This is a genomic window from Fortiea sp. LEGE XX443 (assembly GCF_015206815.1).
In the GTDB taxonomy this organism is placed as follows: domain Bacteria; phylum Cyanobacteriota; class Cyanobacteriia; order Cyanobacteriales; family Nostocaceae; genus Nostoc_B.
The window spans coordinates 1-23,348 of sequence record NZ_JADEXZ010000087.1; the positions used below are offsets into that span (position 1 = coordinate 1).

A 23,348-nucleotide genomic window follows, 5' to 3' on the forward strand; every position below is an offset into this window, starting at 1 on the left:
CCTAAAGCCAGATTCTCACGCGTTACTCACCCGTCCGCCACTAAATGCCTAAGCATTCCGTTCGACTTGCATGTGTTAAGCATACCGCCAGCGTTCATCCTGAGCCAGGATCAAACTCTCCGTTTTGTTCTCTTTTGAGTTCTTGGCTCTGAAAATTCTTTGTTAAGAATCCTCTTAAAATTCTGTTGGAACTTTTGATAAAATCCCAAACTTGTTTTTTTTTGACGAGGATTGGTTTACTCTAAGCTTTCAAAATATTATTTTTTCGCGGTTCAGTTGTCTCGGCTCTTGCTTTGACACTTATCTAGAATAACAACTGATTGTGAGTTCGTCAAGGGGTATACCTAATTTTTTTGCGTTTAGCTGAACTGACGAAAATACAGGATGACGAACGTAATATCAATCAAGCGTGGTAAATGCCTTGGATAGTATTAGGCTTGATATCAGCCGTATTTAAGGAAAATTAAAAAAAAATAGGCATAGTCAAGTAGGGTGAACTCACGGTGGTAGTACTGCCGCATATTACCTATCCTTGCGTGCCGCTTGAAGGGCATTAATAGTTAGGCTTACGCTTTCTTTTTCGTTGTTATAAAAATGATTTTTTGGATCTTGTAAAATTCTCTGTATTATTTGTAAGTCATCTATTGCATTCAAATCAGATGCAGATACGGAATTAGCCCTTGCCTTTTCTTGAAGATTTGTTACTATTTTGACAATAGTTCTAGCCGCTTTACTTCGCACTGTCCAGTCTGAATCTTGAAGACCTTCGACTAGATAAGGCATAGCCGAACTAGTATCTGCACCAATGCTACCAATAGTCTCTAAAGTCAGTCCGCGCACTGATGGTTCACTGTTTCTAAGCGCTTTAGCAATACTTGGAAGGACAAGAGCGACTTCATTACTGATTATTTTCAAATTTTCAGAAGTAGTAACCCGAGCCTGTGGATCGTTAGTATTATTGAGATTAGCAATCAGGCGAGATATGGTGAACGAGGATTTCGTGTTTAACTTGATCAGAGCTGTGGCTGCGCTAAAACGTACTGAGAAGTCAGAATCTTGAAGAGTTTCAACTAAGTAACGGGAAAACTTAGCAGCTTCAACCACCACACTTGCGCTATTGGAATCACCATTGTCTTCAGCAACGATATTGCCAATAGCTCTAGTTGCACTACTACGTACAAACCAATTCTGGTCTTGAAGATTTTTCACTAAGGTAGGTAAGGCATCTTTAGCTACGACACCACCTTTTTGAGAAAAAACTAAGGCTGCACCACTACGCACTCGCCAATCAGGGTTTTCTAAAGCTTGCTGGAGTTTACCTAATGTTTCTCTACTAAATTCTCTAGTGCTGAGTTTTCCTATAGTTGTGGCAATGTTGAGTTGTTCCAATAAATCTTCATTATTAAAACTTTCTATTAATTGATCAACTCTCTGTGTATTTGAAGTTTGTGCCGAACTTTTACAAATTATACTACTCACAATTAAAGGTGGTACAAAGCTCAACACAGTTACTGCAATCCGATACACTAACAACCGAGAAGGAACTCTAGCCCAGAAGCTCAAGTAAGTGTGTTTTGCCACAAGTTGTACCTCTGTATACACAAATTTTATTTTGTCTCTTTAGTGCTTTATAGTACCACTCGAAATCTCTATGCACAAATTTTGAATAAAATTTTTCTGGCTTGCTATCTACTTTTAATTTCTCATTGTTTATGTTGTGGAATGTAAGAATAGTGATCGCAACTGCTTTGAGTCATACCTACCAGTGAAAGCCCCTATTAGCAATTCAGTACAAACTCAGTCGCGGAAGGCAGATCACATCCGTATCTGCTTAGAAGAAGATGTTCAGTTCTGCGAAACAACCAATGGACTAGAACATTATCGTTTTACCCATTGTGGCTTACCAGAAATAGACCGCAACGATATTGATATCAACATCAATTTTTTAGGCAAGCACTTATTGGCACCGTTGTTAATTTCTTCTATGACTGGAGGAACTGAACAAGCGGGAATCATTAACCGACGTTTAGCAGAAGTGGCTCAACACTACAAACTGGCAATGGGTGTCGGTTCTCAACGAGTGGCGGTGGAAAAACCTCAGGTAATTGATACTTTTGCTATCCGCAAATATGCGCCAGATGTGCTTTTATTAGCCAATGTGGGTGCTGTGCAACTGAACTATAAGTATGGTCTAGATGAATGTCTGCGGATTATAGATATGCTAGAGGCTGATGCTTTGATTTTGCATCTCAACCCCCTACAAGAGTGCATTCAACCTAGAGGGGATGTTAATTTTCGAGGATTGCTTGATAAAATTGCCCAACTATGCAGTAAGTTATCTGTACCGGTGATTGCGAAGGAAGTCGGCAATGGTATTTCTGGTGCAATGGCGGAAAAACTTATCGCTGCTGGGGTGACAGCAATTGATGTAGCTGGTGCAGGAGGCACTTCTTGGGCTAAGGTGGAGGGTGAACGGGCAGAAAATGCTTTGCAACGAAGGTTAGGAAGAACATTTGCTGATTGGGGTTTACCGACGGCAGAGTGCATTACAAGTATTCGCACGATCGCTCCTAATATACCGTTAATTGCATCTGGAGGATTGCGTCATGGTTTGGATGTGGCCAAAGCGATCGCTTTAGGTGCAGATATAGCTGGTTTGGCAATGCCTTTTCTACAAGCAGCAGTAGTATCAGAGTCCGAACTCTCTGATTTAGTTGAGGTTTTAATTGCAGAAATTGTCACAGTATTATTTTGTACTGGTAACGAGAGCTTACAGCAGTTAAAACAATCGGGAAGTTTACAACGAATACAATAAGACAGTAGTAGTTTGCCTTTTGTAGCAAATCACTCACAACCAATCACTATTAACTAATGACTAATTTTCTTAAACAAACTGTTGCCAGTTTAATAGGCAGCTTACTAGGATTATTTATTTTCTGTGGAATTAGTACTACGGGACTGTTATTTCTGCTGTTTGCGATTGCGGCTTCTCAAGATGTTAAGCCAGTAGTCAAAGATAAGTCTGTGGTAGTTTTTGACTTGTCAATGAATATCACCGATAGAGAACCTAGTGCTGGTGAAGTGTTACAAGAAACACTCTCAGGTAGCAAAAAAGAGCGGTTAATACTCCGCAAAGTTCTAGATACTCTCGAAAAGGCACGACGCGATCCGAAAATTGTCGGTATTTACTTAGATGCAACAAATCCAGGCGCAGGTGGCAACATTGGCTTTGCTTCTCTCAAAGAAATCCGCAAGGCCTTAGAAGAATTTCGAGCAGATGGGAAAAAGATCACGGCTTATGGACAAGACTGGGGAAAGAAAGAGTATTACCTTAGTTCGGTAGCAGATACCATTGTTCTGAATCCTTTGGGTTCGGTAGAAGTCAATGGTTTGAGCAGCCAACCCATGTTTTTGGCGGGAGCATTGCAGAAGTTTGGTATTGGTGTGCAGGTTGTACGAGTAGGTAAATTTAAGGGCGCTGTTGAACCATTAATATTGGACAAACTCAGTCCCGAAAACCGTCAACAAACGCAGAAACTAATAGATGATGTGTGGAGTGAGTGGCGGACTACAGTAGGTGCAAGCCGGAAAATCAACCCACAAAAATTGCAGGCGATCGCAGATAGTCAAGCAATATTAGAAGCACCCGCAGCTAAAACAAATGGTTTGATAGATCAAGTGGCATATCACGATCAAGTAGTTGCAAATCTGAAAAAATTAACTGCCAGTGGCAAAGATGATAAAACGTTCCGGCAAGTTGGCCTGATAGAATATGCCCAAATTCTTAACAAATCCCTGAGTGCAGAACGGGAATCAAACAATAAAATTGCTGTGGTTTACGCAGAAGGTGAAATTGTTGACGGTAATGGTGAAGCTGGACAAGTAGGAGGCGATCGCTTTGCCAAAATCTTCAACAAAATACGGCAAGATAAAGATGTCAAAGCCGTGGTTTTACGAATTAACAGTCCTGGTGGTAGTGCGACAGCCTCTGAGGTAATGCAGAGAGAAGTACGGTTAACTCGTGAAGTAAAACCTGTAGTAGTCTCTATGGGTGATATTGCTGCCTCTGGTGGTTACTGGATTGCCAGCGATTCTAACCGAATTTTCGCAGAACCAAATACAATAACTGGTTCAATAGGTGTATTTGGAATACTTTTTAATGGACAAAAACTAGCGAATGATAATGGCATTACTTGGGATGTAGTCAAAACAGCGCGTTATGCTGATACTCAAACTGTAGCTCGTCCAAAATCACCCCAAGAACTAGCACTTTATCAACGTAGTGTGAACCGAATTTACAATACATTTCTGAGTAAAGTTTCTCAAGGGCGGAAATTACCAGAACAAAAAGTTGCAGAAATTGCCCAGGGAAGAGTTTGGTCAGGTGTAGCTGCTAAACAAATTGGTTTAGTAGACGAAATTGGTGGACTGAATGCTGCTGTACAATATGCTGCCAAGCAAGCAAAATTAGGTAAGGATTGGCAATTAAATGAATATCCGAGAGAAAGTAGCTTAGGAGAAAGCTTGTTTGGAAAAACAGTTGAAGATGTTAGTACTGTTTTAGGAATTAAGGAAAAACAAATCAAAGTGTCCAACCCTCTGACTGCTGAGTTCCAAAAACTGCAACAAGAATTAGGTGCATTTCAAAGTATGAACGATCCTCAAGGAATTTATGCTCGTTTACCTTTTAATTTAAAAATTGAATGAAAAGATCCCCGACTTCTTTAAGAAGTCGGGGATCTAAGCCTGTTGATTTTCACAAATTATTATAAAATTTATTCATCCTCTAACATTGTTAATAACTGCGCCTCAGTTAACTGGATAATTCCCAAAGCTTGGGCTTTTTCTAATTTAGAACCCGCATCTTCTCCTACTAACAAATAATCTGTTTTTTTGCTGATCGAATCAGTTACTTTACCGTTAGATTTTTGAATTAATGCTTTGGCTTCATCTCGCTTTAAGGTTGGCAATGTACCTGTAATTACAAAAGTTTTACCTGCAAACTTTTGATTACTATAACTAACGGTTGTAGTTTCTGCGCCAGCTAATTGTAAATTTGCTGTTTTTAATCGTTCAATTAAGGCTTGATTGGCATCAATATGAAACCACTGATAAACAGATTGGGCAATTTCTGCACCAATTCCATAAATACCTTCAATGTCTGATTGCTTGGCTGCCTCTAACTTTTCAGCTGTGGGATATTTTTCGGTGATGAGTTGGGCATTCACACTACCAACGTGACGGATGCCTAAACCATACAATACTCTAGACCAAGGTTGATTTTTTGATTGCGCGATCGCCTCAACTAATTTCTGCGCTGACTTCTGCCCCATTCTTTCCAGACTACACAATTGCTCTTCTGTCAAGTCATATAAATCAGCAACGGAATGCACCAAACCTTTATCTACAAGTTGATGCACTAATTTCTCGCCCATGCCTTTTATATCTAAGGCATCACGACTCACCCAATGTTCAATCGAACCTTTGAGAATGGCTGCACAGGAAGCATTAACGCACCGAGTCACTGCTTCACCTGATTCTCGCACTACTGGTTGGCTACAAACTGGGCAAAGAGTGGGCATAAGAAAAATTTCGGTGTCAGCGGGACGTAGTTCTTTAATAACGCGCACCACTTCGGGAATAATTTCCCCAGCTTTGCGAACAATTACCGTATCACCGATGCGGATGTCTAATTGAACAATGCGATCGCTATTGTGTAAAGTAGCACGAGAAACTGTTGTTCCCGCCAGTTGCACCGGACGCATCTCTGCTAAAGGTGTTAACGCCCCCGTCCTTCCGACATTCACCGCAATATTTTCTACACGGGTGGGCGCTTCTTCGGCTGGGTACTTCAAAGCCACCGCCCACCGGGGAAACTTTTGCGTAAACCCCAACTGTTCTTGCAATTTAAAAGAATTCAGCTTTACCACTACCCCATCGGTCATGTAAGGTAAATTCAGCCGTTCGGTATCCCAATATTTGTAGTATTCCGTCACTTCTGCCAGCGAGGCACACAACTTGTGATTAGGATTTACCCGAAAACCCATTCTTTGTAACAATTCCAAAGCTTCCCATTGGGTATTGGCAATACTGGCATCATCCATCCCTGGAATATGCAGCGTGTAGGCAAAGAAATCTAACCGCCGCCGCGCCACAATCCGCGAGTCTAGCTGTCTGAGTGTACCAGCTGCCGCATTACGGGGGTTAGCAAATAACTGCTCACCTGCTTTTTGCCGTTCTTCGTTGATTTGCTTGAACACCTCCAACGGTAAAAATGCCTCGCCGCGCACTTCTACCCTATCTATCGGTTCTAAACCATCAAAATTTAAGCGTAAGGGAATTGAGCGAATTGTCCGCACATTTTGGGTTATCTCTTCACCTGTGACTCCATCACCTCTAGTTGCGCCCCTGACAAGTACGCCATTTTGGTAAGTAAGCGCTAAAGCTGAACCATCAATTTTCAACTCTGAGACATATTCTACCGAGTCGGTGATTGGTAATTGTCGCCGCCAACGTTGATCCCACCCTTGTAACTCATGAATGTTAAAGGCATTTTCTAGACTGTACAGGGGGATATTGTGCCGCACTGAGGTAAAGTGTGTTGCTGGTCTTTCACCCACGCGCTGAGTCGGACTATCGGGTGTTACCAATTCTGGATACTGAATTTCTAGCTGCTGCAATTCGCGGTACAGCTGGTCATAGACTGTATCCTCCATGATAGGTGCGTCTAGAACGTAATAGGCGTAACTAGCTTGTTGTAACAACTGGCGCAGTTCTTCTGTGCGCTTGACTTCCGGCTGAATCTGTATCATTAGACTTAAGGTAAGATACTGAGCAAATATAATTTTGTTGGGATAGTTCTAGATTAATAGTCTCTGATGTTTTCACACATGTGCAAGAGGGAATAGGCGATCGCATCCCAAGAATCAAATATTAACATTTGTTAAAAAATACTCATACTTTATTTAGTAATGAATAAAAATCCCATTATTATTGCTCACCGAGGCGCTAGTGGCTATCGGCCAGAACATACTTTAGCAGCTTATGAATTAGCAATTAATCTAGGGGCTGACTATATTGAACCAGATTTAGTTTCTACTAAGGATGGTATTTTGATTGCTCGTCACGAAAACGAAATTTCGGAAACTACTGATGTTGCTAATCATTCAGAATTTGCTCAACGCCAAACTACTAAAATTGTCGATGGAGAATCAAAAACTGGTTGGTTTACGGAAGATTTTACCCTTGCAGAAATTAAAAGGTTGCGAGCAAAAGAAAGAATTCCCCAATTACGTGAGCAAAATATTATTTATGATAGATTATGGGAAATCCCCACATTACAAGAAATCATTGATTTAGCAAAAAATCACAGCGCTAAACTTGGGCGTAATATTGGTATTTATCCAGAAACAAAGCATCCAACCTACTTTAGGTCTATAAATTTAGCTTTAGAAGAATCTCTACTTGCTACTTTACAAATTAATGGTTATCAGGGAGCAGATGCACCTATTTTTATTCAGTCTTTTGAAGTTAGTAATTTGCAATATTTAGCCCAAAAAACTAACTTACCTCTGGTGCAATTAGTCAATATTAATGGTAAACCTTTTGATTTTGTAGTAAGTGGAGATGTTCGCACTTATGCAGATTTAACTATATCAGGGTTAGAAGAGATTACCAAATATGCCCATGCGATCGGCATTCATAAAGATATTTTAGTTCCTAGGGATAGTACAAATAAATTGCAATCACCAACATCTTTGGTGCAAACTGCTCACGCTGCTGGTTTACAAGTACATGTCTGGACTTTTAGGAATGAAAACTGCTTTTTACCTCTGGACTTCCAAGGTAATCCTCAAGGAGAATATGAACTCTTTTTTCGTTTAGGTATTGATGGCGTATTTAGCGATTTTTCTGATACTGCTTTAATGGTGCGCGATCGCTTAAAATTAATTAATATTCTCTAATACTTTAGGACTAGTCTATTGATAAAAAACATCATCTGCTTGTTGTATGCTGGCGATCGCCTCATCCTACCATATCCCTTTTTTATGTGATGCTTCCCAAGCCGTCGGGAAAATTCCCCTCAACTTTCAAGATTGAGGGATTATCTATCTGGCAATTTCTGGACATAAACTCTATGTACCCAAAGGCGTTGGTGCATTAGTAATGAGAAAAAATCATTCTCTCCCATCGATGATTTATGGTGGCGGACATCAACAAGGATTCAGATCAGGTACACTCAACGTCCCCGGAATCCCTGGTTTGGGGGAAGCTTGCAGATGGCGACAATTGGAGATGGAACACGATGAAAGTGTGATCGCAACTTTACGAAATCAACTACAAAACCTGCTGCAAGCCGCAATTCCTAACTTACTGGTGAATGGAGATTTAAACAACCGTTTATCAGGTAACTTACATATTTCTATCCCTGACATTCCGAATAGTGCCATCATTGCTAGAGTGCGCCACCAATTAGCTATTTCTACAGGTGCGGCTTGTTCATCGGGTGTTGTTGCACCATCTCATGTTTTACAAGCTATGAATTTGGCAGAGAATATAATTGAGGGAGCGTTAAGAATTGGCATTGGAAAATTTACTACTAGACAAGAAATAGAAAAAACATCATCTTTGATAATCAGTGTAGTAAATAAAATTCATAGCATCAGTACTGTCGTCGGGTTTCCCGCATTGTAGCAAGCAGGGTTAGAGGATTTAAAAGCTTAATTTTTTGTTGATAAGTACCCAAGTAAAATTAATTGTACATATTGATTGAAAACAAGAATGTCTGTATTCCTTACCTGTTCCCTGTTCCCTGTTCCCTCTCCTAACTATAAAATTTATTTTGCACGACTACTTAACTCAGGATATAGCAAAGTGCTGAGTGCGGAGTTAAAATCCAGTGGGCGAGAGGTTTTTAGTGATTAAGACTAGACCATCCTAACCTATGTGGCTACTGCTATATTTAAGCCCCTCTCCGCGTCGGAGATGAGTTGGGGTGAGGTTTATCGAACTCACGTTAATGTATACCTTCATATTTCAAAAATTGAGATTCAAAAATTAATAAACAGCCCAGAAATAAATTTCTGGGCTGCAAATCTAAATTCAGTTAATCTTTTATTCTCGATTTTTTGTCTTTGACTACCAGATTTACTCTGATTGAATTGGGTTATCTTTAGGATTAACTAACTTCAGTAATTTTTGCTTAATCTGAGCATCAAAAACTTCCCATTTCATCTTCGCATAAGCAGAATTTTCATTACTACCTGAAAGGAAACCCATTGGAATTTCAAAGCCGCCAGCGCTGGTTCTACCACCGCCAAAAAAGCGTCCAGTGCTGTCTTGACCAAAGGCTTCTTTGATAAATTCGTCGGGGTCAAGGGTGAGTTTGGTGGTTCTCAGGGAACCGATGACTACTTCGAGTTCGTCGTCTTCGTCGTGGACAATGCCGTAAACTACTGCGGTGTGGACGTTTTCTTCTGTTACTAGGAAATCAGCCGCTTGGGGGATAGCATCGCGGTCATCGTAACGTAAATAACCAACACCTGCGATGGAAAAGTTATTCTGCACTATACGATTTTTTAGCGATCGCTCGATCACATCCATTACCCGTTTAGAACGGTTCGCCTGAAGGATGGCATTCAGCAGTTGAGCATCATAAAATCGACTCAGATAAGCAGCCGCCATGAAATCTTCTTCTTGGGCTTGCATGAGTCGGTTGGTATCAGATCGCAAGCCGTGCATCAAGGCTGTTGCACATTTGACATGTTGACCGATGCTGCTATCTAAAGCTAGTAACCCGGATTGAATATATTGAGTAAAAATTGTTGCTGTTGCTCGCACATAAGGACGCACATCCACAAACTCTGCTTTGAGTTCTGTCTGCAAGCTGTGATGATCAATCACGGCGACTAATGGCATTCCTGCTTGCTGCATCGCCGTTAGTAGTTGACTTGTGGTTCCCTGGTTATCAATTAATACAAAGCCTTGATAACAAGACAAATCTTTAGATTTTAGGTTTTGTGGTGTCCAACGCTGCGCTGGTAAACCTGTAAGCTTGACAAGAGCAATATTCTCTTGATGACTTAGAGTACCAGCATAAATAATTTCACACTTGATATCATATTGTTGAGCAATTAGCTGGTATGTCCAAGCACAAGAAAGCGCATCAGGGTCGGGAAAATCTTGCAAAATAATCAGTTGGCGCTCATGTCTGTGCGCTAATAAAGTCTTTTGCAGTTCCTCAGACTTTTGAAAAACTAGGGAATTGTTACGTTGTCCGAGATAAACGCTTACCCCGTCGCTTGTGGATGCTGGTAAGGATGGCTTGTTAAGCGGTACTTCGACTACTTCTTGGTCTACTTCAGCATCCTCTGGATTCGTCTCTGTGGTCAATGAAAAACTCTCTGACTGCTTCAAGGAAGAATTTAGTTGCATAGAAAACATCTTTGTTAATTGTGAGGCTTTATTGATTGATTGAGAAATTTACAACCAGGGTTTTACTGAAAGTTAGCCACACACTCTGATCTTCGCAAAAATATAGAAACCTGGGGATATGTATCTTGGTGTATTTTTTGTCAAGATAACTAGGCAAAACTTTCTCAACTTCTGCCAAATTACACATAGCGACAGAAGATCAATGCTTTCAATCTATGGTAAAGCTCTAACTTTGGAAAATCGCAATTTTTATATTCTCTAGACCGTTCTCTGAATCTGAAATAATTTTCTGAGCAAGTCTAGATTTTTTGAGTTTATGGATATAAAATTATAGGCTGTTGAATTACTTAGGTAGATGCCAGCACACTACTTGAAAAGCTACTATTGGGTACTTCCATCAGTAGCTGCAATTCTTTCATAGAATGTAATATCAATTATAGTAGTATGTTAGCACCTAACCTATAATTGCCCCAACCAAGACAACAAGATTACAGCTACAACAGGCTGATGTTGCTGTGTAAGTCTAGGGTAGAGTTATTAGCGTCAAAGACCTATCACATATTTTTGCCACTCTTGATGCAGTCCACTTTTAAGATGCTTACTAACCTCAAAATAGAGGCTGCTGTAAGGTTGGCGAGGTAAATGACGCAGTAGCATATGGGCTTCTTGAGGTGTGCGATTGCCTTTTCTGACATTGCAACGGACGCAAGCCGTAACAATGTTTTCCCAGGTATCACCTCCACCACGCGATCGCGGTATGACATGATCTAGCGTCAATTCATCACCGGTGTAACCGCAATACTGACAAGTATGTCCGTCGCGGTGTAAGAGGTTTCGACGAGTTAGAGGCATTTCCTTATAGGGAACACGCACATAATGACGCAACCGGATGACCGTTGGCAACGGGAAACCAGCGTAAAGGAATCTGCCATTGTGTTCGACTCGTTCTGCTTTGCCTTTAATTAACAAAACCGCGGCGCGTCGCCAGCTCGTAATATTGAGCGGTTCGTAAGAGGCGTTTAAGACTAAAACCTTCCCCATTGATTAGCGCTCAAGGTATCAGTTTTACATATATTAACACGATTCTCTTCTCCTTGGGAGATGAGAATAAATTATACTTCCGGAATAATCCAATAATTGTTGTAGTTAATAAGGAATCTTTTGCTGCAAATCTTTGCGGAAAATCCTCCCCGGAGAATTGCGCTGAAGACGTAGCAAGATAGTCCTTGATTTTGTTATCAATCTGGAGTATTGAGGACTACTTGTAACTTTTATTAACTAAGGATGAGCGTCTTTCTCATACTCAAATACCTCATTCCAATCCCTTTTAAGAAAAACTTTTTCAATTAACACGGAAGTACTTTATCTGAGTATGAATATCTAACAATAAACACATAATGTAAAAATTTAGTGGTGGTGTGATAGGAGAAAATAAATATGCTAAGTCGCAATCAAACGGCTAGTGTTGCGTCTAATCAGCAGTGTGATACCTATGCGTGGTTTTCGCAGCGTGCTTGGGTAGAAGTGGATTTAGATGCGTTATCACATAACGTACAACAATTTAAGCAGTTGTTATCACCATCTACTCAGTTGATGGCGGTAGTCAAAGCTGATGCTTATGGACACGGAGCAGTAATAGTTGCCCAAACAGCATTACAATCGGGAGCTAGTTGGTTGGGAGTCGCCACAGTTCCAGAAGCGATTCAATTACGGGAAGCAGGAATTCAAGCTCCAATATTGATTTTAGGGGCAGCTTATACACCAGAGCAAATTTATGCGATCGCTCATTGGAAACTCCAGCCAACTTTGTGCAGTCCCAAACAAGCTTTCATTTTTTCCAACATTTTAGAAACAATTAACTACGGTTCCCCCGTAGCCGTACATATTAAATTAGATACAGGAATGTCTCGCTTAGGAACTAATTGGGAAGAAGCGGCAGAGTTTGTGCAGTTAGTAGCACGCTTACCTCATTTGACAATTGCCAGTATTTATTCGCATTTAGCAACTGCTGATAGTCCTGACCCAGAAATCATGGAAGAACAGCATAAACGATTTAAAATTGCGATCGCTCAAGTTAAAAAAACAGGGATCAAAATTCCTAGCTTGCACTTAGCCAACTCAGCTGCTACGCTGGCCGATTCTCAACTGCACTACGACATGGTACGAGTGGGTTTAGGTGTTTACGGACTTTCTCCCGCACCACATTTAAAACATAAGATTCACTTAAAGCCTGTGTTACAGGTAAAAGCACGAGTCACCCAGGTGAAAACAATAGCAGCTGGTACTGGTGTTAGCTATGGTCATCAATTTATTGCTGACCAAGAAATGCGTCTCGCCGTTGTGGGTATTGGTTATGCTGATGGCGTACCGCGTAACCTTTCTAACAAGATGCAGGTTTTATTACGCGGTCAGCGAGTGCCTCAAATTGGTACAATTACAATGGATCAGTTGATGCTAGATATAAGTAATATTCCTGATATTCAAGAAGGTGAAATAGTGACTTTGTTAGGAGATCAAGCAAAAGAACAAATCACCGCCGACGATTGGGCAGAACAGTTAAACACTATTTCTTGGGAAATCCTCTGTGGATTCAAGCATCGTCTACCGCGTGTCGGAGTTGTATGAAGTGTGAATTCTGAAGTATGGAGTATAAAATTAAGATTTAGTTATAAAAAAAGTCAGAATGTAATATCCTGACTTTTTTCAACTAATGTTCTCTACTAATTCGGACAAAATTCAGAATAAATCCCCTACCTTCTATTTATTTGAGTTTAATCAAATTCATCAATTGTAGTAGGGAGTGTACTTCTTTGTTGATTAGCAATATGAGCTTCATACCAATTCATTAAAGGAGTTGCACTGATTCCATGCACAATTACTGAAACCACGATTGTGGTATAAGTTATCCACGCAATTTTTTCAGCCGCCTCTCCTTTAAGACCGTTACCAAAAGCATAAGCAAGATAATATAGCGAACCAACTCCGCGAATACCAAACCAACCAAATAACCAACGAGTTCCAGGATGTAAATTGTGGCGATGAGAACTGAGAGGGCGTTTACCAATTGTACTAATCCAAACACCTACAGGTCTGATAAATAAGAATAATAAAATAATTACTACTAAAGATTGGAAGGCATAATTAAGCATAGGCTTAAAAAGTAAAATTGAACCTAATAATAAAATTGTTCCAACTTCCAATAGCTTTTCTAGTTGCTCGATAAATTCTAATTGAGCCAATGGTTTATCAGAATTATGATAGCTGCGTTGCACGACTAAGCCAGCAAAAAATACTGCTAGAAAACCATAGCCATTAATAAATTCTGTTGAAGTATAAGTCAATAAAATTATACTAATACTAACAAAATCTTCCATTAATTTATCGGCAGAACGACGTTTTTGGAGTTTTTGATCAATCCAAACTATGACTTTAGGAACTAAAATCCCCATAAATATTCCTGCGGCGATCGCCCAAAGTAAATCAATAGCTACCCACTCTTTAAACCAGTTGTTCCAGTTATCATCTTTTAAAGCATAAATACCGAAATAAACAAAAGGAAAAGCTAAAGCATCATTTAACCCCCCTTCAGAAGTTAAACCAAAACGTAACTCATCTCTGTCATTGGTATCTGTAAGTTGAACCTCTGAAGCTAACACTGGGTCTGTTGGTGCTAGAATTGCTCCTAATAAAATGGCTTCTCCCCAACTCATACCTAAGAAGAATTTGCCCACGGCAGCCAAGCCGAAAATCGAAATAGGCATTAATATAACAACTAAGCGAAACGTAATATCCCAAACCCACAAATTCAGTGGACGAATAATTTTTAAGCCACAACCATAAACTGAAACAATAACTACAAATTCTGAGATTTTTTCTAATAATTCGGCATTAAAAATACCATCACGACGCAATTGAATTAAACCTAAACCATAAGGGCTAAGAAAAATACCAACTAATAGGTAGATAAGTGCAAAAGATAGAGGTAAACGGGTAATCCAACCTGATGCTAATGTAACTACCAGTAACAATAGTCCAATAATAAATAAGTCAATAGTATAGATATCAAACATACAATTAATATCAAAAAACCTACCAAGCTATTAGTTTAGTTGTAATGATTTTGGCAAGAAATTATCTACAGATAGATTTTATGAAGAAATTTTATAGTCATTCCGGTCTTGATTCGGTAAGTGAATATGGTAGTTGCAAAAGTATTATTTGTGGCATCTTATGTCTGCTGTATCATATCAAAGTCAGGATTGACCACCAAGTTTGTCTTTTCAGGCTAGGCGTAATTCTTCAGCCTTGATATTTTATGAACCCTATTCCCTGAAAAAATATGTTATGCTAGTATAGGTTGATTGATGCGGATGTGGCGGAATTGGCAGACGCGCTAGATTTAGGTTCTAGTTCCGAGAGGAGTGAAGGTTCAAGTCCTTTCATCCGCACTAAGTTAAAAGTATTATAAATCAAAGGTTTCAGAGACAATAGGTTTCTGAAACCTTATTTTTGTAGCAATTTTAAACTCGAAACTTTAAGTAATGATCATGAGTGAACAGCGATCGCTATTCTAACTAATTTGAGGGATGCGTATATTCTGTTCTAAGAACTGTAATCTAGATAGCAAAGATCAAAAAGCTTGAAGAATGGGAATCTTGCTATGAAGTACTTATTTATAGTTTGGGTACTCATACTAACCTTAGTCTTTCCTGGCGAGGTACTTGCTCTCACAAATCCTCCTTACACTCTCATGGCTGGACTGGGAACACACCACCATCCAGTTTCCACGCAAAATCCTGAAGCGCAACAGTTTTTTGACCAAGGGTTAAACTTAGTTTACGGCTTTAATCATGATGAAGCGGTGCGTTCTTTTCAACACACTGCGGAACTCGACCCACAGATGGCGATGGCATATTGGGGTATTGCCTTAGCTTTGGGGCCGAACATCAACGCAGTAGTCACCACTGAAAAGGAACAAACCGCATATCAAGCAATACAAAAAGCTTTGGCACTGTCTCCCCAAGCACCAACCCCAGAACAAGATTATATTGCGGCTTTGGCAAAGCGTTATTCCTCAAATCGTGACGCAGATTTGCACCAACTGCAAGTAGACTATGCCAAAGCAATGGCAAATCTCGCCAAGCAATATCCTGATGATTTAGATGCAGCAACGCTGTTTGCCGAAAGTCTGATGGATTTGCATCCTTGGCAACTTTGGACGCACGATGGTAAACCGCAAGGCGATACAGAAGAGATTCTCGCTGTTTTAGAATCGGTACTCCAACAAAATCCCAAGCATCCGGGGGCAAATCATTACTATATTCATGCAGTAGAAGCTTCACCACACCCAGAACGCGCCCTCGCCAATGCCAAACGTTTGGAAAAACTAGTCCCCGCAGCTGGACACTTGGTACACATGCCTAGCCATATTTATTTTCGCGTGGGAGATTATGAGGGGGCAATGCGGTCAAATGAGCAAGCGATCGCCCAAGATGTCGCCTACATCAGTAAAAATAAAGTCAAGGGTATTTATTCCCAAATGTACTTTAGCCACAATATACATTTCTTGATGGTGGCTAGTAGTATGGCGGGTAGATACCATGATGCACTCCAAGCTGCTGATAAATTAGTCGCACATGCTAATTCTCTCGACCCTCACCTACCAATGGTTGAGGGGTTTTTGGGGAATAAAATGCTGACGCAAGCACGGTTTGGCGACTGGGAGGCAATTTTAAAAACTCCACCACCCGATGCTACATTACCTACTATCACAGCACTCTGGCATTTCACTCACGGTTTAGCTAGTGCAGCTACAGGCAATCTTAAAGATGCTACAAATGAAAGTCGTGCATTGCAAGCTGCAATAAAAAAACTTCCCACCGGGGCTACTATTGGGTTTACTCCTGCTAATCGCATTCTCAATATTGCTCAAAAATATCTCGATGGCAAAATTGCTAAAGCTAACCATGATTACAACTCGGCAATTACATTGCTAGAACAAGCAGTAGCAGCCGAAGATGCGCTTGATTACGTAGAACCACCTGATTGGTACTTTCCCACAAGGGAAGCATTGGGGGGTGTGCTGTTAGCTAAGGGCGATTATGCTACAGCCGAGAAAGTTTTTCGTGCTGATTTACAAAAGTATCCCCACAATGGACGGTCTTTATTTGGTTTGCAGACGAGTTTGCAAGCACAAGGTAAAGATGATGCAGCTAAATTGGCACAAGCAGAATTTACGACAGCATGGCACAACGCAGACACTCAGTTACAAGTAGAGAATCTCTGAACAATAGACATCGACGGAATTTAAATGTGCGTTATCCAGAACCTTTGTAGAGACGTAGCAGTGCTACGCCTCTACATTTTTTTTCAGAGATTTCTAAAATTAGTGGGAGCGATCGCTCTCCCTCTTCTGTTAAAAAATTAATAATGGATAATTTTGACAATAGTCTAGAGTTTACGACGCTGACGACCATTATTAGTCAGCGGTCTGCGTAAAGGTACTACCTCTGCTTCGCTACTTTCCCGTGCTACCCTAATCAGCAATGCAGCTGCAACTAAGCTGGCAATCATAGAATTACCACCATAACTAAACATCGGTAAAGGTAAGCCCGTAGTTGGTAAAGCGCCTGTAGCTACACCGATATGTAATAACGATTGCCCAATCATGACAATTATTATACCGATCGCCACTAATCGATTGATTGGATTCTTGGCCTTCAGTGCCACAATTAATCCTAAAGTGGTGAATACTGCTAACATCAGCAGCAGTGCTAGACTACCAGCAAAGCCAAATTCTTCCGCAAAGATGGCGAAAATAAAGTCAGTATCTTGAATTGGCAAGAAAAACTGTTTTTGCTGAGAAAATCCATAGCCAGCGCCCCAAGTTTGACCAGAACCAACAGCCAGTAAACTTTGGACTAACTGGTAGCCGTCCCCTGTAGCATCAGCCCAAGGATTAAGAAACGACATTACCCGCTTACGCTGATACTCTTTAATACTAATACTAGCTAAAGCTAATAATACTCCAGCGATCGCAGTTCCTCCCAAATACTTAAAAGGTAATCCAGCAGCTAAGGCAATTAGCCAAATCGTCATTCCACAAAGTGCCGTTGTACTTAGGTTAGGTTGGGCGAGAATTCCCAAAAGTACCAAACCAAAAATTCCTAACCAAGTCAAGCGCACTCGCCAAGTTAATCGTTCCCATTGTCCAAAGAGTCTGGCACTTTGCAGCACTAAAAAGGGTTTAATCAATTCTGAGGGTTGAATGGGAATCGGGCCAATGGCTATCCAACGTGCTGCATCAAAAGCTTTCTTCCCCAACCCTGGGATGAGGGTAACGAAAATTAACAGCAAAAACAGTCCTAAAAACCAATGGGACACCCGTAAAATTTTGCGTAACGGCAGATTCACAATAAAGTTGAATCCAATCAAAGAAACCAATACCCAAATAACTTGACGTTTGAAGTAATATAATCCGTCACCATGACGTGCGTCAGCAACGGGATAAGATGCCGAATACAGCACAATTAACCCAAAAAATAGCCATATCAATGTTAACCAGCGCAACAGCCGCGCTTCTACTGCCCAGCTAGTGACAGAGTTATCAAAAATTGGAATCAGTCGCCTTAGATTCACGATTCGGTAGTCCCAAAGAGGTAAGGATGAATTTTAATAATGCACAAAATACCAGATAGCACTAAGATTATTCTCCAATTTTTTGGAAAATGGCAATCAATTTAACTAGTTTTACCACTATCTTTACCTACAGTACTTTGGTGTTTGCCGAGAAAAATTTCTTCATAATAGTTCCGATAATAATTTTTACAAACCAAAAATGTCTCTACAATCCATTGATAAGGTTAACCGCACTGTATTGACTCTTTAGCTTGTCGCCGCAGATATCGCCAACGCAAACTCCAACAATTTCAGATGGTATCCATTGCTAACCAAACCTTCTACTTGTCGCCTTTTTGTTCATCAAGAATTACCACTTATAGTATTGAATATGCAAAAGCTTTTTTAGCTCTAATTTAAAATTATTTAAGCAGAGTCTAATATCTTCTATTAATTTAGTTATGAAGTCAACCTTCAAATTAGATTGTATAAAATTAACTAAAAGCTTTGATAATTTAGTCTTTTTTATGTCTTTGGAGATAAAAAGAAATCACTAAGCCTAGTGCTATTATTTTCAACAGTATTCTCTACAGCATTAATAAAATTAATGAACAACCCGATCAGAGGATAATAAACGCTAACTAAAAATTAGTTTCTCATGTATTAAAAAATCAAAAAATAACTATTTTTTAGTTTAATAAGCTTGAGCTAATTCCAGTAGATTTTATATAAAACCTACTCCAAAAGCTTTTCAACTAAAACGTAGTTATCAAGCAAAAGTATTAGGTAATTCACTAATTTCTCTAATTTTTGATGAACATGAAAAGTAAATTCTTCATTTTTATTTTATTTCTGTTGTTTTTCTGCCTCACATTTAATTCAGTATCAGTAATAGCTAAATCTCCACAAAAAGCTCCACTTTTAAATGCAACAACTCAACCAAAGTTTATTAATGACCTGGTTTCTCCTCACAAAATAGATGCTACAAAAGGAGGCAAATTTACTATAGAAATGAGGGAAACAAAGCAATGGCTGGGATTATATGCTGCACCTGGCGCAGATGGAAAGTATGGAACCAGTGATGATCAGCGTTTAAATACAACTATTTGGGGATATGGTTTAGTTGATCAAAATGTCACCTATCCCGGCCCTACATTCATCGCCCAAAAGGATATACCAATTCAGGTTGAATGGAAAAACAATCTACCTCAAAACGGACACTTATTTCCGATAGATACTGAACAATTGCATGATCCACTTCTGAAAACTGCTCTTAAACAAAAGTTAGTGCCGACAGTTGTCCACCTGCACGGAGGTCATACTATGTCAGCTAGTGATGGGATACCAGAAGCTTGGTTTACACAAAATTATTCTCTGACAGGTTCTGACTGGATTCAGAAAACCTATACTTACGACAACAATCATCAGGGAGAAGCGGCTGCGTTTTGGTATCACGACCACACTGATATGATTACGCGTTTAAATGTTTATACAGGTCTTGCAGGTTTTTATTTACTACGAGACAACAACGAAAATAATCTCATTAATAATAATGTTTTACCTAGTGGTGAATATGAAAGAGAGTTACTAATTCAAGATAAAAAGTTCACTACTGACGGTCAGATGTTTTATCCAGAAGCACCAAATACAAATATTCCCGGTGTTCCCAGTCGCACAGGATCTTATGGTGATTTCATTTTAGTAAATGGGATGGCGTGGCCTAAGTTGGAGGTAGAACCAAGAAAGTATCGTTTGCGCTTGCTGAATGGCTCAGATTCCCGCATTTACAGACTGCAATTTTACAACTCAGAAAAAAAGATTTACCTCATTGGTACTGAGCAAGGTTTTATTAAAAATCCAGTTGCATTAAATAGCTTAGTTATCTCTCCTAGTGAACGCGCTGATGTGATTGTTGACTTTACTAATGATGCAGGAAAAGAGTTGATTTTGAGAAACTCTAGCCCAGGCGCTAACGCCAACACCACAGGTCAGATCATCAAGTTCAAAGTCAGCAAACCACTTTCCCCTGTTCCTATCGCTACGGTTGACACAAACGAGGAAGATGGACTAGCTACTCCATTGCGATCAAATGTCATCACTTTTCCTATACAAAATGCACCAACTCGGCAATTAGTTCTTTTTCAACTGAGAGAAAATGAGAACCATGATCTTTTTCTGCTTGGTACATTGAAAAATGGTTCGTTCAGATATCGTGATCCTGTAACTGAAAAACCAGTGTTGGGTACAACCGAAGTTTGGGAAATCTATAACCCTAGCCAGTATATACACACCATTCACATACACTTGGTTGCTTTCCAGGTTCTTAATCGCCAGAAATTCAGTGGTAATCTAGTGACTCAAACAGATCCAATAAAAGGTGAAACTAAGCAGTTTCTCCGAAATGTTAACCTTACAGGCAATCCTATACCGCTGGAACCTTACGAGAATGGCCGCAAGGATGCTGTAGTTGTCAACCCTGGTGAAGTTGTCCGTATTATTGCCACATTCGACAGACCAGGGGAGTATGTCTGGCATTGCCATATCTTAATTCACGAAGACCACGATATGATGCGTCCTATTCAAGTGGTTCAAAAACCTGCCTAGAAGCTGACTAAATAGATGGTGGTAGGGTATTCATTGTACGATCGCCCTCCTCCAGAAGCGGATGAATCTTATAAACTTGCGCCTGGTCGAGTGCGTCCTGATTTGGCGATTGAAGTGGTGTTTACTAGTGGCGGAATCAACAAATTAGAAGCATATAAGCGGCTGTTAATTCCTGAAGTGTGGTTCTGGGAAGATGGTGTGTTAGAAGTTTATCACCTGCGTTTAAAGGACAACGCGCTTGACTATGAAAGGGTTTCCAGCAGTGAAGAGGTCAAAGGAATAGATTTAGATTTGTTATTACGCTGCATTAATATGGTGAATCATGTTGATGCTATCAAGACCTTTCAACAGGCGCTTCAAAAATAGCTGTTGATTTGCGATCGCCTACGAGTCATGATTTCTACTATTGAGCGCTGCTCTAACTTTAAGCTAACAGCGATCGCTATTTGAGATAACCTCACAACTTTTTGATGCTGGTTTCCGTGCTGCCCTAAGCCTCGTATGATCAAAGATATCAGCAAAATATGAAGTCGCCAGATTTTCACGGCATAACATGGGCAGTATTTGGGAAATCGATTTTTACTCTCGTCCAATTTTGGATGAAAATCAAAAAAAAGTTTGGGAAGTTGTAGTCTGCGAAAGTCCCTTGGATGTTCGGGCGCAAACAGATTCTCTATTTCGCTATGCTGAATATTGTCCTAGCACCCAAGTCAATTCAGGCTGGTTGCGGACAGCATTGCAGGAAGCAATTAATAAAGCCGGAGAAGCACCGATGAAAATCCGCTTTTTCCGTCGCCAAATGAGCAACATGATTACTAAAGCTTGCCAAGATTTGGGAATTCCTGCTCAACCTAGTCGCCGTACTTTGGTGCTTAACCAATGGTTGCAACAGCGGATGGAGGAAGTTTATCCTCAAGAACCAGGGTATCAAGGCGGAACCAATCCCTCTGTGCGTTTAGAAAGTCCTTTACCTCAGCGTTTACCCGATGCTTTGGAAGGACAACAGTGGGTGTTTGTAAGTTTATCAGCAGCAGAGTTGGCAGAAATGCCTGAGTGGGACATTAGTTTTGGCGAAGCTTTCCCGTTAGAAATGGCGCAATTATCGCCAGAGTCGCGGATTCCTGGAGTTTTAATTTTTTCATCTAGAGCTTTACCTTTAGCAGGTTGGATGTCTGGTTTAGAGTTAGCTTTTTTGAGAGTTGACAATAGTGCTGGAACAAGGTTGATTTTAGAAACTGGTGCTACGGAAAGTTGGATTTTGGAAAATATCAAAAATCCTCAAACCGTAGTAGAAGCCAAAGGTTTTGCAGAAGCTAAACAAAAAGCAAATGGAGTGCATTTTATTGGTATACAGTCAAGTCCTCAAGCAGAATCTTTTGCTGGGTTTTGGCTGTTGCAGGAAGTAACTTTGCCGTAGAAGAGGTAAGGGAGACAAGGTGCAGGGAGCAAGGGGGAAATACTCTCCCCTCTGCACACTGCACCCCGCCCCCTGCCATTTCCCAGGTACAGACTGATACATACCGATGATTTTTGGGGAATTCTCTGCATTGATGAAACGCTGATAAATACCCATGATTTGGGATAATTATCTGCGTCCGTCTGCGTTTTATAAAAGCAACTGCTGATTTGCGCGGATTGGTATCAATGATTTGGGATAATTATCTGCGTTTACTTGCAGTTCAAAATCCGAAATCCACAATTCACCAAGGGTCATGGGTTCTGAAAATTTGTCACAAGATACACTAGCAGAACAGCTGCTAGAACTAGCCATTAAATCGGGAGCAGAAGCAGCTGAGGTGTATCAGTCGCGATCGCTTTCTCGTCCGGTCTTTTTTGAGGCTAACCGGCTCAAACAGCTAGAAACCAGTCAATCTGAAGGCACAACACTACGGTTATGGCGCAATAGTCGTCCAGGACTTATCGTAGCTTACGGTGCTGTTCCACCCCAGGCAATGGTGGAACGGGCTTTAGCTTTGAGTGAACTGAATCAACCAGAATTAGTAGAGTTGGTGAGTAACTCAAAGCCAGCTTATCCAGATTTAGGGGAAAGTGTACCCATAGAAGTTTTAGTCAACTGGGGCAAAGAAGCGATCGCTATTATCCGCGATGTTTACCCAGATGTGCTATGCAATAGCGACTGGGAATGCGATGTGGAAACTACTAGACTTGTGAATACTCAAGGTTTAGATTGTTACTACACTGACACTACTCTCAGCTGTTATATGTCAGCAGAATGGGTGAGGGGTGATGATTTTTTGAGTGTTTCTGATGGTCAAACTCAACGAGATATCCTAGACCCAGAAAAATTAGCTTATCAAATCTTACAAAGGTTAGTCTGGGCAAAAGAAAATGTTCCACCTCCTAACGGTCGTGTGCCGATTTTATTTACTTCTAAAGCTGCTGATATGCTTTGGGGTACAGCTCAAGCAGCTTTAAATGGTAAACGAGTGCTAGAAGCGGCTTCTCCTTGGGCGGAACGTATGGGTAAGGGACTTCCAGAGAATAAAGTATACAACTTATGAAAATGATAATCATTCCGGTGGGGGGAAGGGAAAGGTTGCTAACGGCAACCTTTCCCTTCCCTTTTTGTAGTAAATTCAATGATGATTCGATTTTGGATGTGCATAGGTGTCAATGGAATTAACAGATTCACTAAAGCATTTGTTGAAGGAAACTGCACAGCAATTAAAAGG

The 23,348-nt window shown here is 40.4% G+C and carries 16 protein-coding genes, 1 tRNA gene, 1 rRNA gene and 1 pseudogene; 11 read left to right on the top strand and 8 right to left on the bottom strand.

Features of this window, described 5'->3' with window-relative positions; translation table 11 throughout:
* Positions 1-126: ribosomal RNA gene (locus IQ259_RS23385) — 16S ribosomal RNA — on the bottom strand; the annotation flags it as partial.
* A gap of 396 nt (positions 127-522) precedes the next feature.
* Positions 523-1,581, bottom strand: coding sequence for a HEAT repeat domain-containing protein (locus tag IQ259_RS23390; RefSeq protein WP_193888416.1), 1,059 nt, complete (start codon positions 1,579-1,581; stop codon positions 523-525).
* 184 nt (positions 1,582-1,765) lie between these two features.
* Between IQ259_RS23390 and fni the strand changes: the two genes are divergently transcribed.
* Both fni and sppA read left to right on the top strand, forming a co-directional pair.
* Positions 1,766-2,815, top strand: a complete 1,050-nt coding sequence (gene fni, locus IQ259_RS23395) for a type 2 isopentenyl-diphosphate Delta-isomerase (RefSeq protein WP_193888417.1) — start codon at positions 1,766-1,768, stop codon at positions 2,813-2,815.
* A gap of 56 nt (positions 2,816-2,871) precedes the next feature.
* Positions 2,872-4,707 (top strand): signal peptide peptidase SppA, encoded by a 1,836-nt coding sequence (sppA, locus tag IQ259_RS23400; protein ID WP_193888418.1) that lies wholly within the window; start codon positions 2,872-2,874, stop codon positions 4,705-4,707.
* A gap of 68 nt (positions 4,708-4,775) precedes the next feature.
* Here sppA and ligA read toward each other — a convergent pair whose 3' ends face one another.
* Positions 4,776-6,812 (bottom strand): NAD-dependent DNA ligase LigA, encoded by a 2,037-nt coding sequence (gene ligA, locus IQ259_RS23405; protein WP_193888419.1) that lies wholly within the window; start codon positions 6,810-6,812, stop codon positions 4,776-4,778.
* A gap of 159 nt (positions 6,813-6,971) precedes the next feature.
* On the opposite strand from ligA, the gene IQ259_RS23410 reads away from it, so the two are divergent.
* Both IQ259_RS23410 and IQ259_RS23415 read left to right on the top strand, forming a co-directional pair.
* Complete coding sequence (locus IQ259_RS23410; protein ID WP_193888420.1) at positions 6,972-7,964, top strand: glycerophosphodiester phosphodiesterase; 993 nt, start codon at positions 6,972-6,974, stop codon at positions 7,962-7,964.
* A gap of 154 nt (positions 7,965-8,118) precedes the next feature.
* A complete protein-coding gene (locus tag IQ259_RS23415; RefSeq protein ID WP_339383978.1) occupies positions 8,119-8,694 on the top strand; it encodes an aminotransferase class V-fold PLP-dependent enzyme in 576 nt (191 codons plus the stop codon).
* Between the two features lie 453 nt (positions 8,695-9,147).
* Here IQ259_RS23415 and IQ259_RS23420 read toward each other — a convergent pair whose 3' ends face one another.
* Positions 9,148-10,434 carry a bifunctional oligoribonuclease/PAP phosphatase NrnA gene (locus tag IQ259_RS23420; RefSeq protein ID WP_193888421.1) on the bottom strand — a complete coding sequence of 429 codons (1,287 nt, stop codon included), beginning with the start codon at positions 10,432-10,434 and terminating at the stop codon, positions 9,148-9,150.
* Between the two features lie 543 nt (positions 10,435-10,977).
* Complete coding sequence (locus tag IQ259_RS23425; protein ID WP_193888422.1) at positions 10,978-11,475, bottom strand: HNH endonuclease; 498 nt, start codon at positions 11,473-11,475, stop codon at positions 10,978-10,980.
* Between the two features lie 396 nt (positions 11,476-11,871).
* Here IQ259_RS23425 and alr point away from each other — a divergent pair, with 396 nt between their 5' ends.
* The gene (gene alr, locus IQ259_RS23430; RefSeq protein ID WP_193888423.1) at positions 11,872-13,059 is read left to right on the top strand and encodes an alanine racemase; all 1,188 of its coding nucleotides are present in this window, start codon (positions 11,872-11,874) and stop codon (positions 13,057-13,059) included.
* Between the two features lie 146 nt (positions 13,060-13,205).
* On the opposite strand, the gene IQ259_RS23435 is transcribed toward alr, so the two are convergent.
* Positions 13,206-14,504, bottom strand: a complete 1,299-nt coding sequence (locus IQ259_RS23435; protein ID WP_193888424.1) for a sodium:proton antiporter — start codon at positions 14,502-14,504, stop codon at positions 13,206-13,208.
* 296 nt (positions 14,505-14,800) lie between these two features.
* Here IQ259_RS23435 and IQ259_RS23440 point away from each other — a divergent pair.
* A tRNA-Leu gene (locus IQ259_RS23440) sits at positions 14,801-14,882 on the top strand.
* A gap of 212 nt (positions 14,883-15,094) precedes the next feature.
* Positions 15,095-16,720 carry a lipopolysaccharide assembly protein LapB gene (locus IQ259_RS23445; protein WP_193888425.1) on the top strand — a complete coding sequence of 542 codons (1,626 nt, stop codon included), beginning with the start codon at positions 15,095-15,097 and terminating at the stop codon, positions 16,718-16,720.
* Positions 16,721-16,884: 164 nt separating this feature from the next.
* Here the strand turns inward: IQ259_RS23445 and IQ259_RS23450 are convergent, their stop codons facing one another.
* Complete coding sequence (locus IQ259_RS23450; protein WP_193888426.1) at positions 16,885-18,072, bottom strand: FtsW/RodA/SpoVE family cell cycle protein; 1,188 nt, start codon at positions 18,070-18,072, stop codon at positions 16,885-16,887.
* 990 nt (positions 18,073-19,062) lie between these two features.
* Here IQ259_RS23450 and IQ259_RS23455 point away from each other — a divergent pair.
* Together IQ259_RS23455 and IQ259_RS23460 are read left to right on the top strand one after the other, a co-directional pair.
* Complete coding sequence (locus tag IQ259_RS23455) at positions 19,063-20,655, top strand: multicopper oxidase family protein (RefSeq protein ID WP_228014724.1); 1,593 nt, start codon at positions 19,063-19,065, stop codon at positions 20,653-20,655.
* A 15-nt stretch (positions 20,656-20,670) separates the two neighbouring features.
* Positions 20,671-21,021 (top strand): Uma2 family endonuclease, encoded by a 351-nt coding sequence (locus IQ259_RS23460; protein ID WP_228014725.1) that lies wholly within the window; start codon positions 20,671-20,673, stop codon positions 21,019-21,021.
* On the opposite strand, the gene IQ259_RS23465 is transcribed toward IQ259_RS23460, so the two are convergent.
* Positions 21,012-21,164: a hypothetical protein gene (locus IQ259_RS23465; RefSeq protein ID WP_193888428.1), complete on the bottom strand. Its 153-nt coding sequence runs from the start codon at positions 21,162-21,164 to the stop codon at positions 21,012-21,014. The genes IQ259_RS23460 and IQ259_RS23465 overlap by 10 nt on opposite strands.
* A 44-nt stretch (positions 21,165-21,208) precedes the next feature.
* On the opposite strand from IQ259_RS23465, the gene IQ259_RS23470 reads away from it, so the two are divergent.
* Positions 21,209-22,072, top strand: coding sequence for a Tab2/Atab2 family RNA-binding protein (locus IQ259_RS23470; protein WP_193888429.1), 864 nt, complete (start codon positions 21,209-21,211; stop codon positions 22,070-22,072).
* A 295-nt stretch (positions 22,073-22,367) separates the two neighbouring features.
* Positions 22,368-23,144, top strand: a pseudogene (locus IQ259_RS23475) (TldD/PmbA family protein); the annotation flags it as partial.
* Positions 23,145-23,348 lie beyond the last annotated feature (204 nt).